This window comes from Paenisporosarcina sp. NPDC076907 (assembly GCF_050269735.1).
GTDB lineage: Bacteria > Bacillota > Bacilli > Bacillales_A > Planococcaceae > Paenisporosarcina.
The window spans coordinates 1-14,756 of sequence record NZ_JBNNIX010000009.1; the positions used below are offsets into that span (position 1 = coordinate 1).

At 39.8% G+C, this 14,756-nt stretch carries 13 protein-coding genes, 1 tRNA gene and 1 rRNA gene; 12 read left to right on the forward strand and 3 right to left on the reverse strand.

What is annotated here, in order from left to right:
- From rrf to tsaD, 6 genes are all read left to right on the forward strand, one after another.
- Window positions 1–67, forward strand: a 5S ribosomal RNA gene (rrf, locus tag ACQKEV_RS17115); the annotation flags it as partial.
- A 686-nt stretch (window positions 68–753) separates the two neighbouring features.
- Window positions 754–829 (forward strand) — tRNA-Asp (locus ACQKEV_RS17120).
- A 150-nt stretch (window positions 830–979) separates the two neighbouring features.
- On the forward strand, window positions 980–1,432 hold the full coding sequence (gene tsaE, locus ACQKEV_RS17125; RefSeq protein ID WP_427448111.1) for a tRNA (adenosine(37)-N6)-threonylcarbamoyltransferase complex ATPase subunit type 1 TsaE: 453 nt from the start codon (window positions 980–982) through the stop codon (window positions 1,430–1,432).
- On the forward strand, window positions 1,429–2,136 hold the full coding sequence (tsaB, locus tag ACQKEV_RS17130) for a tRNA (adenosine(37)-N6)-threonylcarbamoyltransferase complex dimerization subunit type 1 TsaB (RefSeq protein ID WP_427448109.1): 708 nt from the start codon (window positions 1,429–1,431) through the stop codon (window positions 2,134–2,136). Before tsaE ends, tsaB begins: the two co-directional genes overlap by 4 nt.
- Entirely contained in the window at window positions 2,133–2,588 is a 456-nt protein-coding gene (gene rimI / locus ACQKEV_RS17135; RefSeq protein WP_427448108.1) for a ribosomal protein S18-alanine N-acetyltransferase, read from the forward strand. The genes tsaB and rimI overlap by 4 nt, the downstream gene beginning before the upstream one ends.
- Entirely contained in the window at window positions 2,585–3,604 is a 1,020-nt protein-coding gene (gene tsaD, locus ACQKEV_RS17140) for a tRNA (adenosine(37)-N6)-threonylcarbamoyltransferase complex transferase subunit TsaD (RefSeq protein WP_427448107.1), read from the forward strand. The genes rimI and tsaD overlap by 4 nt, the downstream gene beginning before the upstream one ends.
- Before the next feature lie 337 nt (window positions 3,605–3,941).
- Here the strand turns inward: tsaD and ACQKEV_RS17145 are convergent, their stop codons facing one another.
- Window positions 3,942–5,873: an ABC-F family ATP-binding cassette domain-containing protein gene (locus tag ACQKEV_RS17145; RefSeq protein ID WP_427448106.1), complete on the reverse strand. Its 1,932-nt coding sequence runs from the start codon at window positions 5,871–5,873 to the stop codon at window positions 3,942–3,944.
- 124 nt (window positions 5,874–5,997) lie between these two features.
- Here ACQKEV_RS17145 and ACQKEV_RS17150 point away from each other — a divergent pair, with 124 nt between their 5' ends.
- From ACQKEV_RS17150 to tatC, 3 genes are all read left to right on the forward strand, one after another.
- Entirely contained in the window at window positions 5,998–6,654 is a 657-nt protein-coding gene (locus tag ACQKEV_RS17150) for a redox-sensing transcriptional repressor Rex (protein ID WP_427448105.1), read from the forward strand.
- A gap of 62 nt (window positions 6,655–6,716) precedes the next feature.
- Entirely contained in the window at window positions 6,717–6,914 is a 198-nt protein-coding gene (gene tatA, locus ACQKEV_RS17155; RefSeq protein ID WP_427448103.1) for a twin-arginine translocase TatA/TatE family subunit, read from the forward strand.
- A gap of 21 nt (window positions 6,915–6,935) precedes the next feature.
- Window positions 6,936–7,715, forward strand: coding sequence for a twin-arginine translocase subunit TatC (gene tatC, locus ACQKEV_RS17160; protein ID WP_427448102.1), 780 nt, complete (start codon window positions 6,936–6,938; stop codon window positions 7,713–7,715).
- 32 nt (window positions 7,716–7,747) lie between these two features.
- On the opposite strand, the gene ACQKEV_RS17165 is transcribed toward tatC, so the two are convergent.
- Window positions 7,748–8,479 carry a CPBP family intramembrane glutamic endopeptidase gene (locus ACQKEV_RS17165; protein WP_427448101.1) on the reverse strand — a complete coding sequence of 244 codons (732 nt, stop codon included), beginning with the start codon at window positions 8,477–8,479 and terminating at the stop codon, window positions 7,748–7,750.
- Between the two features lie 195 nt (window positions 8,480–8,674).
- Here ACQKEV_RS17165 and groES point away from each other — a divergent pair, with 195 nt between their 5' ends.
- Together groES and groL are read left to right on the forward strand one after the other, a co-directional pair.
- Window positions 8,675–8,959, forward strand: coding sequence for a co-chaperone GroES (groES, locus tag ACQKEV_RS17170; RefSeq protein WP_269927708.1), 285 nt, complete (start codon window positions 8,675–8,677; stop codon window positions 8,957–8,959).
- Window positions 8,960–8,990: 31 nt separating this feature from the next.
- Entirely contained in the window at window positions 8,991–10,619 is a 1,629-nt protein-coding gene (gene groL, locus ACQKEV_RS17175; RefSeq protein ID WP_427448098.1) for a chaperonin GroEL, read from the forward strand.
- A 116-nt stretch (window positions 10,620–10,735) separates the two neighbouring features.
- Here the strand turns inward: groL and ACQKEV_RS17180 are convergent, their stop codons facing one another.
- On the reverse strand, window positions 10,736–12,883 hold the full coding sequence (locus tag ACQKEV_RS17180) for a zinc-ribbon domain-containing protein (protein ID WP_427448097.1): 2,148 nt from the start codon (window positions 12,881–12,883) through the stop codon (window positions 10,736–10,738).
- 543 nt (window positions 12,884–13,426) lie between these two features.
- Here ACQKEV_RS17180 and ACQKEV_RS17185 point away from each other — a divergent pair.
- Window positions 13,427–14,756: Ig-like domain-containing protein (locus tag ACQKEV_RS17185; protein WP_427457993.1), on the forward strand; the 1,330-nt coding region annotated here is incomplete at its 3' end.

A 14,756-nucleotide genomic window follows, 5' to 3' on the forward strand; every position in this document is an offset into this window, starting at 1 on the left:
AAGTTAAGCTCTTTAGCGCCGATGGTAGTTGGGGGTTTCCCCCTGTGAGAGTAGGACGTCGCTAGGCAAAGTAAAAAACCGGTACCTTCCGAGGTGTCGGTTTTTTTGTGGTCTTTTTTAAGTGTTTGAGCAGGAGCGTAGCGAAAATAAGACCATTAAGGGTTTTAAAGCTATTTATGTTTTGAACCTGAACCCCTAAATGGGAGCCATTCCGCTGTCGCTGCATGGCTCTTTTCTGTTGGAGAGGGATTCGGATTCGTTAGAGGAAGTCGATCAAAAGGAGTCAGGTTGGTTCAGCAAGTAAACTTGCGAGTGAGACGTCTTTGAGCGATAAAGTGGCTTATATGAGCGATAAATCTTCCGAGTGAGCGATAAATCCCCAGTTTGAGCGATAAATAACGTTAAATGAGCGACAAATATAGGAAAGCAACTTTCCAGAACAAAACCTTGTTTCATGAGCCAACTTAACTTGCTTTATGAGACACCATAATACAGAAGTAGTTGGAGGATGTTTTGTATTTAAAGTGTTTAAACAGGAGCGAAGCGGAAACAAGACCATTAATAGTTTTAAAGCTATTCATTTATTGAACCGGAACCCCTAAATGGGAGCAATTCCACGGACGTTGAATGGCTCTTTTCTGTTAGGGTGTGTACGAATAATAGGGAATTAAAAAACTTTAAAACTTTTTTTCAAAAATGTATTGTAATATTTTCATACATTGGTATAATAAATCTTGTCGTTAAATATTATGTGGTCCCGTGGTGTAGCGGTTAACATGCCTGCCTGTCACGCAGGAGATCGCGGGTTCGATTCCCGTCGGGACCGCCATTATCTAAAATTATCAATCCGCAAAGAAAGGAAACTTTCTCTGTGGATTTTTTTGTATCATGAAACAAATCGCATACGCTGCTACAAATAAAGTGAAGTATTGCGGTGGATTCGGTACACTAGAGAAAACATCAGTGAGGTATCTAATATATGACTTATATAAAACGAGTCACATCACTTGAAGAAACGGAACAATTCGGTCAGCGTTTAGGGTCGCTTGTAGAAGCACAAGATGTGATTACACTTGAAGGCGATCTTGGTGCAGGCAAGACGACTTTTACAAAGAGTTTTGCAAAGGGCTTGGGTGTAGAACGTAATGTGAACAGCCCAACCTTTACGATATTAAAGCAATATGAAGGCAGGTTACCTTTCAATCATTTGGATGTTTATCGCCTTGCTGACAGTGAAGAAGATTTAGGCTGGGATGAATTGTTTTACGGAGATGCCGTGACGGTGATTGAGTGGGCAAAGTTGATTGAATATGATTTGCCGAATGAGCATTTACAAATCGAAGTTTTTTACGAAGATGAATTTGCCCGACGTTTTGAAGTTACACCTATAGGTGAACGTTATGAGCAACTATGTAAGGAGTTATTTGCATGATATGGTTAGGAATTGATACATCGAATGTGCCATTGACGATAGCTGTGGTCAAAGATAATCAGTTATTGGTTGAATGGACAAGCTCGATAAAAGTAACGCATTCAGTAGGGGCTATGCCTGCTGTAGAAGAAGCCTTAAAACAAGCAGACATTAAACCGAATGAACTGGATGCCATCGCGGTGGCAGAAGGTCCTGGATCCTATACAGGAGTCCGTATCGGTGTCACCATAGCTAAGACATTGGCTTGGACGCTGAAAATACCCGTTGTAGGAGTATCTAGTCTTCAAACGCTAGCTGGCAGTGGTTCACTTTTCAAAGGAATCATCTGTCCGATTATGGATGCCAGAAGACAGAACGTGTTTTCAGCAATTTATACGAATGAACTGAATGCTACGTTGCCTGATGGTCATTACGCATTAGATGTTGTATTGGAACAGCTTGCTGCTACAGAAGAAGATATCTTGTTCGTCGGCAAAGATGTAGCCATTCACTGGGAAGCCATTCAACAAGTTTTAGGAGATCGTGCCATTCGCGCACCATTTTATCAGGACTTGCCCAAAGCTTCTGTAGTCATTGAACTTGCGATGAAGAAACCTCTTCCTTCTATTGAAGAAACGCATCATTTTGTTCCCGATTATAAGCGGATTACGGAAGCTGAAACGAATTGGCGTGCAGAACAGCAAAAGGCTGGTCAAAACGAATGAGTGAATCAGTCAGCTATAGAAAAATGACGGTTGCCGACATTGATGGAGTCTTGAAGATCGAACAGGAAGCATTCAGTCTTCCTTGGACGCGTGATGCGTTTGTTCAGGAGATGACAACAAACTTGCATGCCTATTATTTAGTGGCGGAAGATCAAGGCCAACAAATTGTAGGATTTTGTGGGATGTGGCTGGTCATGGATGAAAGTCATATCACAAATGTGGCAGTGACTGAGCAGATGAAAGGCCAAGGAGTCGGAGAAGGGCTTATGCGTGAAGCGATTCGAGTGGCAAAAGAAAATGGGGCTGTACTAATGACTTTGGAAGTAAGAGTCAGCAATACGATTGCTCAGAACTTATATCGTAAATTAGATTTTCAAAATGGTGGAATCCGTAAAGGGTATTATTCAGATAACCTTGAGGATGCACTGGTAATGTGGGTGGAATTCAAATGACGAAAGATCAAATTATATTAGGTATTGAAACAAGCTGTGATGAAACCGCAGCATCGATTGTGCGCAATGGACGTGAAATTGTATCCAACGTTGTATCCTCTCAAATTGAGAGCCATAAACGCTTTGGGGGAGTTGTACCGGAAATCGCTTCTCGTCACCATGTTGAGCAAGTCACCATCGTGATTGAAGAGGCGTTGAAGCAAGCGAACATGCAACCGAGTGATTTGGATGCTGTAGCTGTTACGGAAGGACCAGGACTTGTCGGTGCGCTGCTGATTGGTATTAATGCAGCGAAAGCATTTGCATTCGCAAATCAACTACCTCTCGTTGGGGTTCATCATATTGCAGGGCATATTTATGCCAACCAGTTAGTTGAGCCGATGCAGTTCCCTCTATTGGCACTTGTTGTATCAGGTGGTCATACGGAAATTGTATTAATGAAAGAACATGGATCTTTTGAGTTGATCGGGGAAACACGTGATGATGCGGCTGGTGAGGCGTATGACAAAGTGGCAAGAGTGTTGAAACTTCCTTATCCAGGTGGGCCGCATATTGATCGACTTGCGCATGAAAGCGAAGAAGCCATTGCTTTTCCACGTATTTGGTTGGAAGAAGGGTCGTATGATTTCAGCTTCAGCGGATTGAAGTCGTCGGTCATCAATTATATGCACAATGCCGAACAACGTGGGGAAGAGATAAAACCTCAGGCGATTGCGGCAGGCTTCCAAAACAGTGTGGTAGAAGTGCTTACAGCGAAGACATTGCTTGCAGCGAAGCAGTATGACGTTAAGCAAGTCATCGCAGCTGGTGGGGTTTCTGCGAACAAAGGATTGCGAAAATCATTGGAAGACACGTTTGCAAAAGAAGGCATTCCGTTTACCGTACCACCTCTGTTTTTATGCACAGATAATGCAGCAATGATTGCTGCGGCTGGCTCTGTTATGTTCGAAAAAGGCCATACAAGCACGATGGCAATGAACGGCAGACCGGGTATGACATTATTCGACTGGAATTAAGAAGAATCGATTCTCTTATAATAGAGAATCGATTCTTTTTTTAGCAAAAATGAATTGTGATGTCAATAGAGAACATCTGTACTTATGCACATTTTGTGGACAACTTGTGTATAAGTGACTGGAATTCAATATATAGTGGTACGTTTAGCGTGAACGAATGTGTATAAAAACTTTTTCGCCTGTGGATAGTGTGTATAAGTCTGTTGATAGATTGATATATCAAGCTTTTGCATGTGAATAAATTTGTGGAAAGAAAAATGTCGAAATTTGTACTTGACCCATATATATGAGTATTAAATAGTAAGAAAATACCGCATGTTTTGACATGCGGTAACAGTTAAAATGCTTCTAATTCTTCTTCTAATTCTACCCATTCAGTCATGAAGGTTTCTTGTTGTTCTTTATAAGCATCGAGCTCCGTCTGAAGAGCCAATAATTGCGTATGATCCTGGAATATGGCCGGGTCACATAACTTTTCTTCCACAGCGTTAATTTGTTCCTCGATGGTTTGTAATTGCGTTTCAAGTTCTTCTAAGCGTCTTGTGATTTGTCGTTCTCTTTTCTTAGCCTCTTTATCGATGGTAGAAGTGGATTGCTTCGCAGTGGCAGCTTCTGCTGCTTTAGGACCTGCTTGCTCCGCACGAATTTCTTCTAATTCTTTCTTCTTCTCGACGTAGTAATCGTAATCCCCTAAATATTCAAAGGCACCGTCACTCGATAACTCGATGACTTTTGTGGCAATCCGGTTAATAAAGTAACGGTCATGGGAAACGAAAAGAATCGTTCCCGGATAATCGATCAGCGCATTTTCGAGTACTTCTTTGCTATCGAGATCCAAATGGTTGGTTGGCTCATCAAGAATTAACGTATTGGCTTTCAGCATCATCAGTTTCGCTAAAGCAACACGAGCCTTTTCGCCACCTGATAAGGAGGAAATAGACTTGGTTACGTCATCGCCACTAAATAGGAATCGACCTAATACATTCCGAACATCTTTCTCATTCATTAATGGCCATTCATCCCATAATTCTTTCAGTACGGAGCGAGATCCCGTCAACTTTGCTTGTTCCTGATCGTAATAACCGAATTGAACATTGGTTCCGTAGTGAATGGAGCCGTTTATTGGGGGAATATCCTTGACGACTGTTTTCAGTAAAGTCGATTTCCCAACACCGTTTGGACCGACCAAAGCAATGCGGTCTTCCCTGAATGCGAGAAGGTTTACATCCTGAGAGACGGGCTTACCGGAGTAACCGACAGTTACGTCCTGCAATTTCAATACGTCATTGCCACTTTGGCGTTCAATGGAAAATCCGAAATTCGCAGATTTTTCATCTCCGTCTGGCGAATCCATCCAATCCGTTTTCTCCAAAACTTTACGACGCGACTGTGCCATTTTCGTGGTTGACGCACGTGCCAGGTTACGCTGGACGAAATCTTCAAGCTTTGCTTTTTCTTCTTGTTGTTTATCAAATGTTTTCAAATCACGTTCGTACGTTTTGGCCTTTTCATCCAAGTAGGCACTGTAGTTCCCCACAAATCGTTTCACTTTATGTCGGGAAACTTCATAAACAAAGTTCACCACTTGATCAAGGAAGTAACGATCATGGGAAACAATCAAGATTGCACCTGGATATCCTTGAAGGTAACGTTCCAGCCAGCTTAGTGTATCGATGTCCAAATGGTTGGTTGGCTCATCCAAAATCAGTAAATCAGGCTTCGTTAATAAGAGTTTAGCCAATGCCAGGCGGGTTTTCTGTCCACCTGATAGTGATTGAATAGGTTTTGAGTATTCTTTCGGGAAAAATTGCATTCCATGAAGAACGGAGCGGGTATCCGCTTCATACTGATAGCCACCGGAGTCTTTGAATGCCACTTGTTTCATGTCATAGTCGGACATGATGCGTGCATAAGATTCCGCATTCTCATAGATCTCAGGATTCGCCATTTGCTGTTCTAATGAACGCAGTTCTTTTTCAGCTGCACGGTGATGGTCAAAAATGGTCATCATTTCGTCCCAAATCGTTAAGTCGGAGTCAATGCCTGCATGCTGCTCCATATAGCCGACTTTCGTTCCTTTAGGAATGATGATTTCTCCAGAGTCGTATGACATTTCACCTGCTATAATTTTAAGGAGTGTCGACTTCCCGGCACCGTTCCGTCCGACTAATGCCACGCGGTCACGATGATTGATTTCAAGTTTGACGCCGCTTAGAATTTCATCGACGACAAACGATTTATGTAATTGATTCACTTGTAAGACAATCATGAATTCCACCTCAGTTCTCACTTAGTTTAATGGATGCCAGTAACTCATGCAACGGCTGAACTTTACTTCTCTCAACTACTCATGTAAGATGAAATCGATTTATGCTTGAATGCAGGAGGAACGCATGAAACAAGAACCGCTTAAAATTCCACAAGCTACAACTAAAAGATTGCCACTCTATTACCGATTTATCCAAAACTTCTCGAATGCAGGGAAGAAAAGGGTATCCTCGCAGGAACTGAGTGAAGCAATGAAAATAGATTCAGCAACCATCCGCAGAGACTTTTCACATTTTGGTGCATTAGGGAAAAAAGGCTATGGCTATGATGTACAACATCTGCTGGCATTTTTCCGTCAAACACTCGATCAGGACGAAGAAACGAATGTTGCATTAATTGGTGTTGGAAGCTTAGGTACGGCATTTTTGAAGTACAACTTCCATAAAAACCATAATACCCGAATCGTAGTGGCGTTTGATACAAGTGCAACGGAGGATGGGATGATGCTTAGCGACATTCCGGTCTTTGACCCTAGTAAGCTAGAAGAAAAAATACAGGAATATGGAATCGAGCTGGTCATATTGACTGTTCCGTCACGTGCCGCGCAGGAAGTCACCGACCGATTAACGGCAACGTCTGTGAAAGGGATTCTGAACTTTACTCCGGTCAGACTGACAGTTCCAGATACAATCCGTGTCCATACAATTGATTTGTCAGTAGAGCTTCAAACACTGATTTACTTCATTAAACAGGACGAAGAAACGTTCACACATAATTCATAGAAGCAATTCGCAAACCAAGCCTAAATGCGTTAAAATAAACATAGACACGAGGAGGTGCCTACATGCCTACAGGTCCATTAAGTATTTTATTGATTGTGGTAGTGGCTTTACTTGTATTCGGTCCGAAAAAGCTTCCAGAACTAGGACGAGCATTCGGTAGTTCGCTTCGCGAATTCAAAAATGCAACAAGAGGTCTAGTCGATGACGACGAAGATGACGATCAAAAAAAGAAGAAAAAGTTAGATGAAGAAGTTAAGTAAGTACGTTAGGGTGTTTTTCTGATGGAAGAAAGAGACATGACTACAGTTGAACATATTATTGAATTAAGAAAACGACTGATGATCACCGTCGTTTTCTTTGTTATAGCAGTGATTATCAGCTTTTTCCTGGCTGGTCCACTGATACAGTTTTTGCAAGTAAGTGAAGAAGCACGAGACATATCACTGAATGCATTCAAAATTACGGATCCTTTTAAAATTCTCATTTCCGTAATGATGGTGTTGGCAATTGTGATGACATCCCCAATCATTTTATATCAAGTGTGGGCATTCATCTCTCCAGGACTTTATCAAAAAGAGCGAACGGCGACATTAAGCTATATTCCATTTATCTTTTTGTTATTTATCGCAGGCGTTTCATTTTCCTACTATGTTGTATTCCCATTCGTTATCCATTTCATGGCGGATTTAGCGACGGATCTGAACATCGTACAAACAATCGGAATCAATGAATACTTCGAATTCTTGTTTCAATTGACCATTCCATTCGGTTTTGTTTTCCAAATGCCGGTGGTCTTACTGTTCTTGACAAGGTTAGGAATTTTGACACCGATGATGCTGACAAAGTATCGCAAGTATATTTACCTTGTGCTTGTAGTGGTAGCGGATATCTTAACGCCACCGGATATTATGTCGCACGTTTTAGTAACTCTTCCACTGCTCTTACTGTTTGAATTCAGTATTGTTATAGCCAAGATTGGTTATCGAAAATATATCAAGGCAGAAGCTCTTCAACAAATTGAAGAAGTGAAACGCCAAAACGAAAGCCTTCCACCGCAGTAAATGGTGGAAGGCTTTTTGTTAATCCTTTTTGATTATTGAGAGTTAGATAGTGTTTCAAGATACTTTTGATAGCGTTCAATGTTTTCCATATTAAGTTGAATCAATACGACAAATCCATTCAACAACATATGGGAAATAATCGAAGTCAAAATTCGTCTAGTTTTATAGTACAAGAATGCGAATATAAATCCTGATACAGCATAGAGTAGAAGGTGTGTGAAATCGAAATGGATAATCGCAAATACGATGGCACTCACTGCACCGGCAATAAAGAAATTTGTTTTTTGGACAAGGCTACCGAAAATGACCCGTCTGAAAATCAGTTCTTCAAGGATCGGCGCAAACAACGCAATGGCAAAAATGGCCATTGGCACGGCATCTGCAATCTGTATAAGTGACGCGGTATTTTCCGATTTCTGCTCAATTCCAAACGACCGTTCGATCAGTGAAGCAATCGCTTGACCGAAGAGTACCATAAAGAAACCGCCCATTCCCCAAAGAATGGATACAGGAAGGGAGCTTTTTTTGCCCTTCAGATTATTTAAGAATGCTCCATCTTTACGAAGGATAAGAAAAACAATAAGTGTGGCAATTGCCATGCTTAGGAATACCCACCAGCCACTTGCCATCAACTTGGCTTGCTCAACTTCCATGCCTTCCCGATCTTTTAAATAGCTAAAAATGAGGGGAGCAAATAGGGCTCCAGACAATTGCATTAAGATGTAAACCAATATGAGATAAAACGCTGTTTTGTTTTTTTTCACAGATAGGATCCTTTCATCAAAAGAAGTTCTTTTCCTATTGTATTGTTTTTTGAGATTCCTCGCAAAGAATACAAAAAATCTGTATGTTCCCACTTGCAAAAATGTGGGTGATTCATTATGATAGGAATTGTGTTAGCACTCAAGAAGAGAGAGTGCTAATAAATTAATTACTACCATTCAGGGAGGTTGTTTCACTTGTTAAAACCATTAGGCGATCGTATCGTAATCGAATTAATCGAAGCTGAAGAAAAGACAGCATTCGGTATCGTACTTCCAGACTCTGCTAAAGAGAAGCCACAGGAAGGGAAAGTTGTTGCTGTAGGAACTGGTCGTGTACTTGATAACGGCACACGTGTTGAGTTAGATGTGAAAGAAGGAGACAAAATCATCTTCTCTAAATACGCAGGTACTGAAGTGAAATATGAAGGTAATGAATTTTTGATTTTACGTGAAAACGATATTTTAGCAATTGTAGGCTAATACTTAAACATATTTTAGGAGGGTTTACAAAATGGCAAAAGAAATTAAATTCAGTGAAGACGCACGTAGCTTGATGCTTCGTGGTGTAGATAAATTGGCGGACGCTGTAAAAGTAACGCTTGGACCAAAAGGACGTAACGTAGTTCTTGAGAAAAAATTCGGTTCACCATTGATCACAAATGATGGTGTAACGATTGCAAAAGAGATCGAACTTGAAGATCCATTTGAAAACATGGGCGCTAAGCTTGTTGCTGAAGTTGCTTCTAAAACAAATGAAATCGCTGGTGACGGTACGACGACTGCAACAGTTCTTGCGCAAGCAATGATCCGTGAAGGTTTGAAAAACGTAACAGCTGGCGCTAACCCAGTCGGTATCCGTAAAGGGATCGAAAAAGCGGTTGCTGCTGCAGTTACTGAATTAAAAGAAATCTCTAAAGAAATCGAAGGCAAAGAATCGATTGCTCAAGTAGCATCTATTTCTGCTGCTGACGAAGAAGTAGGTCAATTGATTGCGGAAGCAATGGAGCGCGTTGGAAACGATGGCGTTATCACAATTGAAGAATCTAAAGGATTCACAACTGAGCTTGATGTAGTGGAAGGTATGCAATTCGATCGCGGATACGCATCTCCTTACATGGTAACAGATTCAGAGAAAATGGAAGCTGTTTTAGAAAATCCATATATCTTAATCACAGACAAAAAAATCACAAGCATTCAAGAAATTCTTCCAGTATTAGAGCAAGTGGTTCAACAAGGTAAACCATTGATCCTAATTGCTGAAGACGTTGAAGGCGAAGCTTTAGCTACATTAGTCGTGAACAAATTACGTGGTACATTCAATGCAGTGGCTGTAAAAGCACCTGGATTTGGTGACCGTCGTAAAGCTATGTTGGAAGACATCGCTGTTCTTACAGGCGGCGAAGTAATTACTGAAGAGCTTGGTTTAGAATTGAAGTCTGCTAACATCTCTCAATTAGGTCGCGCTGCGAAAGTTGTGGTAACGAAAGAAAGCACAACAATTGTTGAAGGTGCTGGCCAACCAGAAAAAATTACGGGTCGCGTAAGCCAAATCCGTTCACAACTAGAAGATACATCTTCTGAATTCGATAAAGAAAAACTACAAGAACGTTTAGCGAAACTTTCAGGTGGTGTTGCCGTAATTAAAGTCGGTGCAGCAACTGAAACAGAACTAAAAGAGCGCAAACTTCGTATTGAAGATGCTTTGAACTCTACACGTGCAGCAGTTGAAGAAGGTATCGTTTCTGGTGGTGGTACGGCACTAGTTAACGTATACAACAAAGTAGTAGAAGTAACTGCAGATGCAACAGGTGACGTGGCAACTGGTGTGAAAATCGTTCTTCGTGCACTTGAAGAGCCAGTTCGTCAAATCGCGAACAACGCAGGTCTTGAAGGTTCAATCATTGTAGATCGTCTGAAACGTGAAGAAATCGGTATCGGTTTCAACGCAGCAAACGGTGAATGGGTGAACATGATGGAAGCGGGTATCGTGGATCCAACTAAAGTTACGCGTTCTGCACTTCAAAACGCAGCATCAGTAGCAGCAATGTTCTTAACTACTGAAGCAGTAGTGGCAGAAATTCCAGACAAAAATGCAGGTGGCAGTATGCCTGACATGGGCGGTATGGGCGGCATGATGTAATTTTTAAACAAAATTAGAGTTAGGACTTAGATATATCTAAGTTCTAACTCTTTTTTGTTTGTCTTAAAAATAAGGAATGCTCATAGTTTGCTCATAGTATTCCGCATACTACTGAATTAATGTTCCAAATGACTTTTAAACTCATCTATACAGTTATTGATTCCTGAATCTTTGCATGAACAAGAATCTGAATTAACCTTATTGATTTTTTGTTCAAAATCTCTTCCGCATGTACACAACCACCAAACCTTCCGCGTAGATGTGCTTGTCACATCATTCGGAGTAAGGATGTTATTTTTAGTTGGATGCCATATCAAAGATATTTGAGGTTTAATTGCTGCTAAGCTGTTTTCTCCGTATGCTCGATAATTATTACAATACGGGCATCCTTTTTTCTTTGCCATGCGAAATATAGGCTCTTTCCATTTCTGCCTACAATTAGAGCAATACCAATGTACGTTTTTTCCGGAAAAAGCCGTAACCTCATGAGGAGATAGGTTATTTTTATTTGTATCCCATAGCTTTGCTATATCTGGTCTAATAGTCGCTAAGCAATTACCTTCATAGACTCGCGAGCCATCACAGTATGGACAGCCCTTTTTGCTAGTTCGACGATGGATTGGTTCCATCCATTCCTGTTTACACTTTGTGCAAAACCACCATGCTTCTACATTAGATCCAGGCAAGACCTGATTAGGAGTGAGGGAACCATTTCTAGTTGGATGCCACATTAATGCCGTTAAAGGTTTTTCACTATTAAGCGAACGTACATGCCCAGCTTTATTTCCTGAGCAGAATGGGCATGTTTGACCGTTTACTCTTTTGCTGACAATCGCATCCCAGTCCTCAGAACAATCGCTACATCTCCAATGAACACGTAGACTCGAACCTGGTAAGATATTCGTGGAGGACAAATCCCCATTCTTTTCCTCATGCCACTCCTTAGCGATATCTGGATAAAGATGAGCTAAACTTCTTTCTCTATGTTGTTTCCTGGCTAAAGCCTGTATTGTAAGGGTATCCCTTTTAACATTAATGTCCATTACTGCTAAAGCTGCATCGACATCTAGCGTACCAATTGTCTCTAAAATCTTTTTCATCACCATTGCTATATCTTCGTGTTTATTTCCATTGCATTGAAACTCAATAGAACCGTACTTTTTAATATTAGGCAATTTCTTATCAGGGCCATTGTTTTCTCGAATGCGGATAAGTTTTATTCGGTGTTGAAGTTCTTTATTTTTCTGCTCATCCTTTTCTCCTCTTTCCAAATGGCTGAAGTATCCATCATATTCAATACCAAAATTATCATTTAGGTATAAATCTACTTCAACTGTTTTTCCATCAATCAGCATTTTATATTTGTTTTTACAGTCTGGAAAAATTTTAGATAGATAGTAAAAAAAACACTGTTCTCGAAAGGATGTGCCATACCCATAGTTGCATTTAGGGCATGCTCTCCCTTTTTTTCTATTGTCGATACTGGCTTCCCATTCGTGAGTACATATCTGACACTTCCACCATACTTTCTTTCCTGAAAAAGGAGTAATTTTACTTGGGTCAATGGATTGGTTCTTTACAGGATGCCACTCATACATAAGTTCAGGGCTCATGGCTTTAAAGTTATATTCCTCTGATACCTTTTGCCTTGGAACTCGAGGATAGCAAACACTACACCTATTACCAGTAACTCTAGCGCAAACCTTATCTTTCCACTCACAACCTTTTTCACATAACCACCAAACCTTGTTATTAGACATTAAAGTGACATCATTTGGGGTTAGTGACCCATTCTTATTGTAATTCCACGCTTTTGCTAAGTCAGGCTTTAAGGTATTTAAGCAATTTTCCTCTGTAGCTATTTTTCCTGAGCAATATGGACACATATCACCTCTTCTTGTTCGGTTTGCTACACTGGCCCTCCATTGGTGTTTCATTCTTTTACAAATCCACCAATAGACCTTTGTAGTTGCTCTGAAAACTTCCTCTGGTTTTACTTTATTTTTCTCATAATTCCATTCTTTAGCAACTTCAGGATGTTTAAAAGCTAGGCTATTTTCCGGGGCTAAAAGTCTACCAGAACAATAAGGACAAATTGAACCTCTCTCCCGGTGATCCAGTCTTGCCTTCCATTCGTGACCTTCTTCGCATTTCCACCATAATATTGCTTTTGCTAATACATTTAAATCATGGGGGTACATTCCAATATTTTTTTCCCAATACCATTCTTTAATTAGGTTGTCGCTAAGTTTTTTTTGCACCATATATACCACCCCTTATTGAGAGGATATCCATTTATTTTGAAAAATCTACAAAGTACAGAAATTTATCTTTTGAAATGTAAATAGTGCTGGCACTCCTTTGCTTTATAAATATTCAAGATGGTACTTCCACTAAAGGCGGTGTTAGTTGAGTAGGATTGTCTCCTGAAGAGGAAAAAGCCCTTCTCAATTGAGAAGGGCTTTATAAATTATTATTAAATTTGTCCTCTGTTGTCCTCCTATTTATCCTCCGATATTTTTTATCACATTTAAAATATTTAAGTCGAACTTTTTAAAAATGTTGATTTAAATCCTTTTTTAATTCACTATTTTTTGCCATACATTTCGTCAGAAAGGTTGAGATTCGTCTAAAGGTACCTAAATAGGAACATCTAAATCTCCATACTCAGTATTAAGTTTACGAGAGTGAGTTTCTTTTTCTAAATACCCAAATCATAGTCCCTCTGACTATATTAAACATTAATCCTTAATGGTAAAATATACTATATAAATAACTGAAAAATAATTGAATGGGAGAATGAAAGAATGAAATCAATTTTAATGAAAGTAGGCTTCATAACTTTTTTAATGCTCCTTTGTTGGACTAATGAGGAAGCTTTTGCTGAGTCAACATGGACATCCAAATGTTCATCATTTGGTGAAATTCAGCCAAACCAAAATCCCACTCTTCATCATATGAACTGCCTACTTACGAATGCGGCTTTAGAAGCAAAAATCCCTCCCGAAGTTGTAAAAGCCGTGGTCTCACAAGAAAATGGGAATTGGAAACAATTTGATGATAATGGACAGCCTGTAATTTCAGGTGATGATGGGTATGGTCTCATGCAAATTACTAATCAACAAGGTTATGATCAAGAAAAATTGAAATACGATATCATCTACAATATTCAGGCAGGCGTCGAAATCCTTAGCAGTATGTATTATCTTCGAACAGATCTACCTAAAATAATTGGGATAGGACCAGAAGTAATCGAAAATTGGTATTTTCCCGTAATGGCTTATAACGGGACAAAGCCCAGTAACAGTCCTCTTTATCAGTCAAGTGGCTTAAAAAATACAAATGCTTATCAAGAAGAAGTCTTTGTCTATATTGAAAAAGATAGTTACCTAAATGATACAAAATTAGGGCAGTTTCCTTTCAATACAGCTGATTTTGAATATGACACTACAAGCAGTAAAAATATTTTATTCAAAAAGATGGAATATACATTAACGGAACAGATGCATGCTTCTGCATATCATTTTCAAAGGGGAGACAAGGTATCTGTAACAGCAGACGCTGTAAAGTTAAGATCACTTCCTAGTTCAAAAGATACTATTTCTTCGGTGGTAAAATTCCTTCCAATAAATACTACATTGATTATTGAAGGTAATTTCTTATATGAACAACATTTGGAAAGTGAAAACAAGTTTGTATGGTACCCAGTTAAAACCGAAGATCAAAAGTTTGCAGGTTATATTTCCTCCGCTTACATTACGAAAAACCTAGATGCACCAGTAATCGATCCTCTCGATGATAATGATGTATTACTTACAGGTAAAGCTCCTGCAAATGTTACTCTACAAATCATGAATGGGACAAAGTTGATTGGCAGTTCAGTATCTAATACAAACGGATATTTCAAAAGTGATATCTCTGCTCAGAAAGCAGGGGCACAACTAATCGTATTCTATAAGGATAAACTGAATGCGCTTAGCCCTTCTAAAACAATAACAGTATTAGATAAAACTGCCCCGTTATCTCCAAGTGTGAACATGGTAAATAACAAGGCGACGAAAGCGACAGGAAAAACAGAAGCAGATGCAACCGTAACAGTTACAATAGCAGGCAAAGCATACAGTAAAAAAGCGGATG

Coding starts and splice junctions, on each gene's coding strand:
- tsaE (WP_427448111.1), top strand. CDS start 980: ATGACTTATATAAAACGAGTCACATCACTTGAAGAAACGGAACAATTC.
- tsaB (WP_427448109.1), top strand. CDS start 1,429: ATGATATGGTTAGGAATTGATACATCGAATGTGCCATTGACGATAGCT.
- rimI (WP_427448108.1), top strand. CDS start 2,133: ATGAGTGAATCAGTCAGCTATAGAAAAATGACGGTTGCCGACATTGAT.
- tsaD (WP_427448107.1), top strand. CDS start 2,585: ATGACGAAAGATCAAATTATATTAGGTATTGAAACAAGCTGTGATGAA.
- ACQKEV_RS17145 (WP_427448106.1), bottom strand. CDS start 5,873: ATGATTGTCTTACAAGTGAATCAATTACATAAATCGTTTGTCGTCGAT.
- ACQKEV_RS17150 (WP_427448105.1), top strand. CDS start 5,998: ATGAAACAAGAACCGCTTAAAATTCCACAAGCTACAACTAAAAGATTG.
- tatA (WP_427448103.1), top strand. CDS start 6,717: ATGCCTACAGGTCCATTAAGTATTTTATTGATTGTGGTAGTGGCTTTA.
- tatC (WP_427448102.1), top strand. CDS start 6,936: ATGGAAGAAAGAGACATGACTACAGTTGAACATATTATTGAATTAAGA.
- groL (WP_427448098.1), top strand. CDS start 8,991: ATGGCAAAAGAAATTAAATTCAGTGAAGACGCACGTAGCTTGATGCTT.
- ACQKEV_RS17180 (WP_427448097.1), bottom strand. CDS start 12,883: ATGGTGCAAAAAAAACTTAGCGACAACCTAATTAAAGAATGGTATTGG.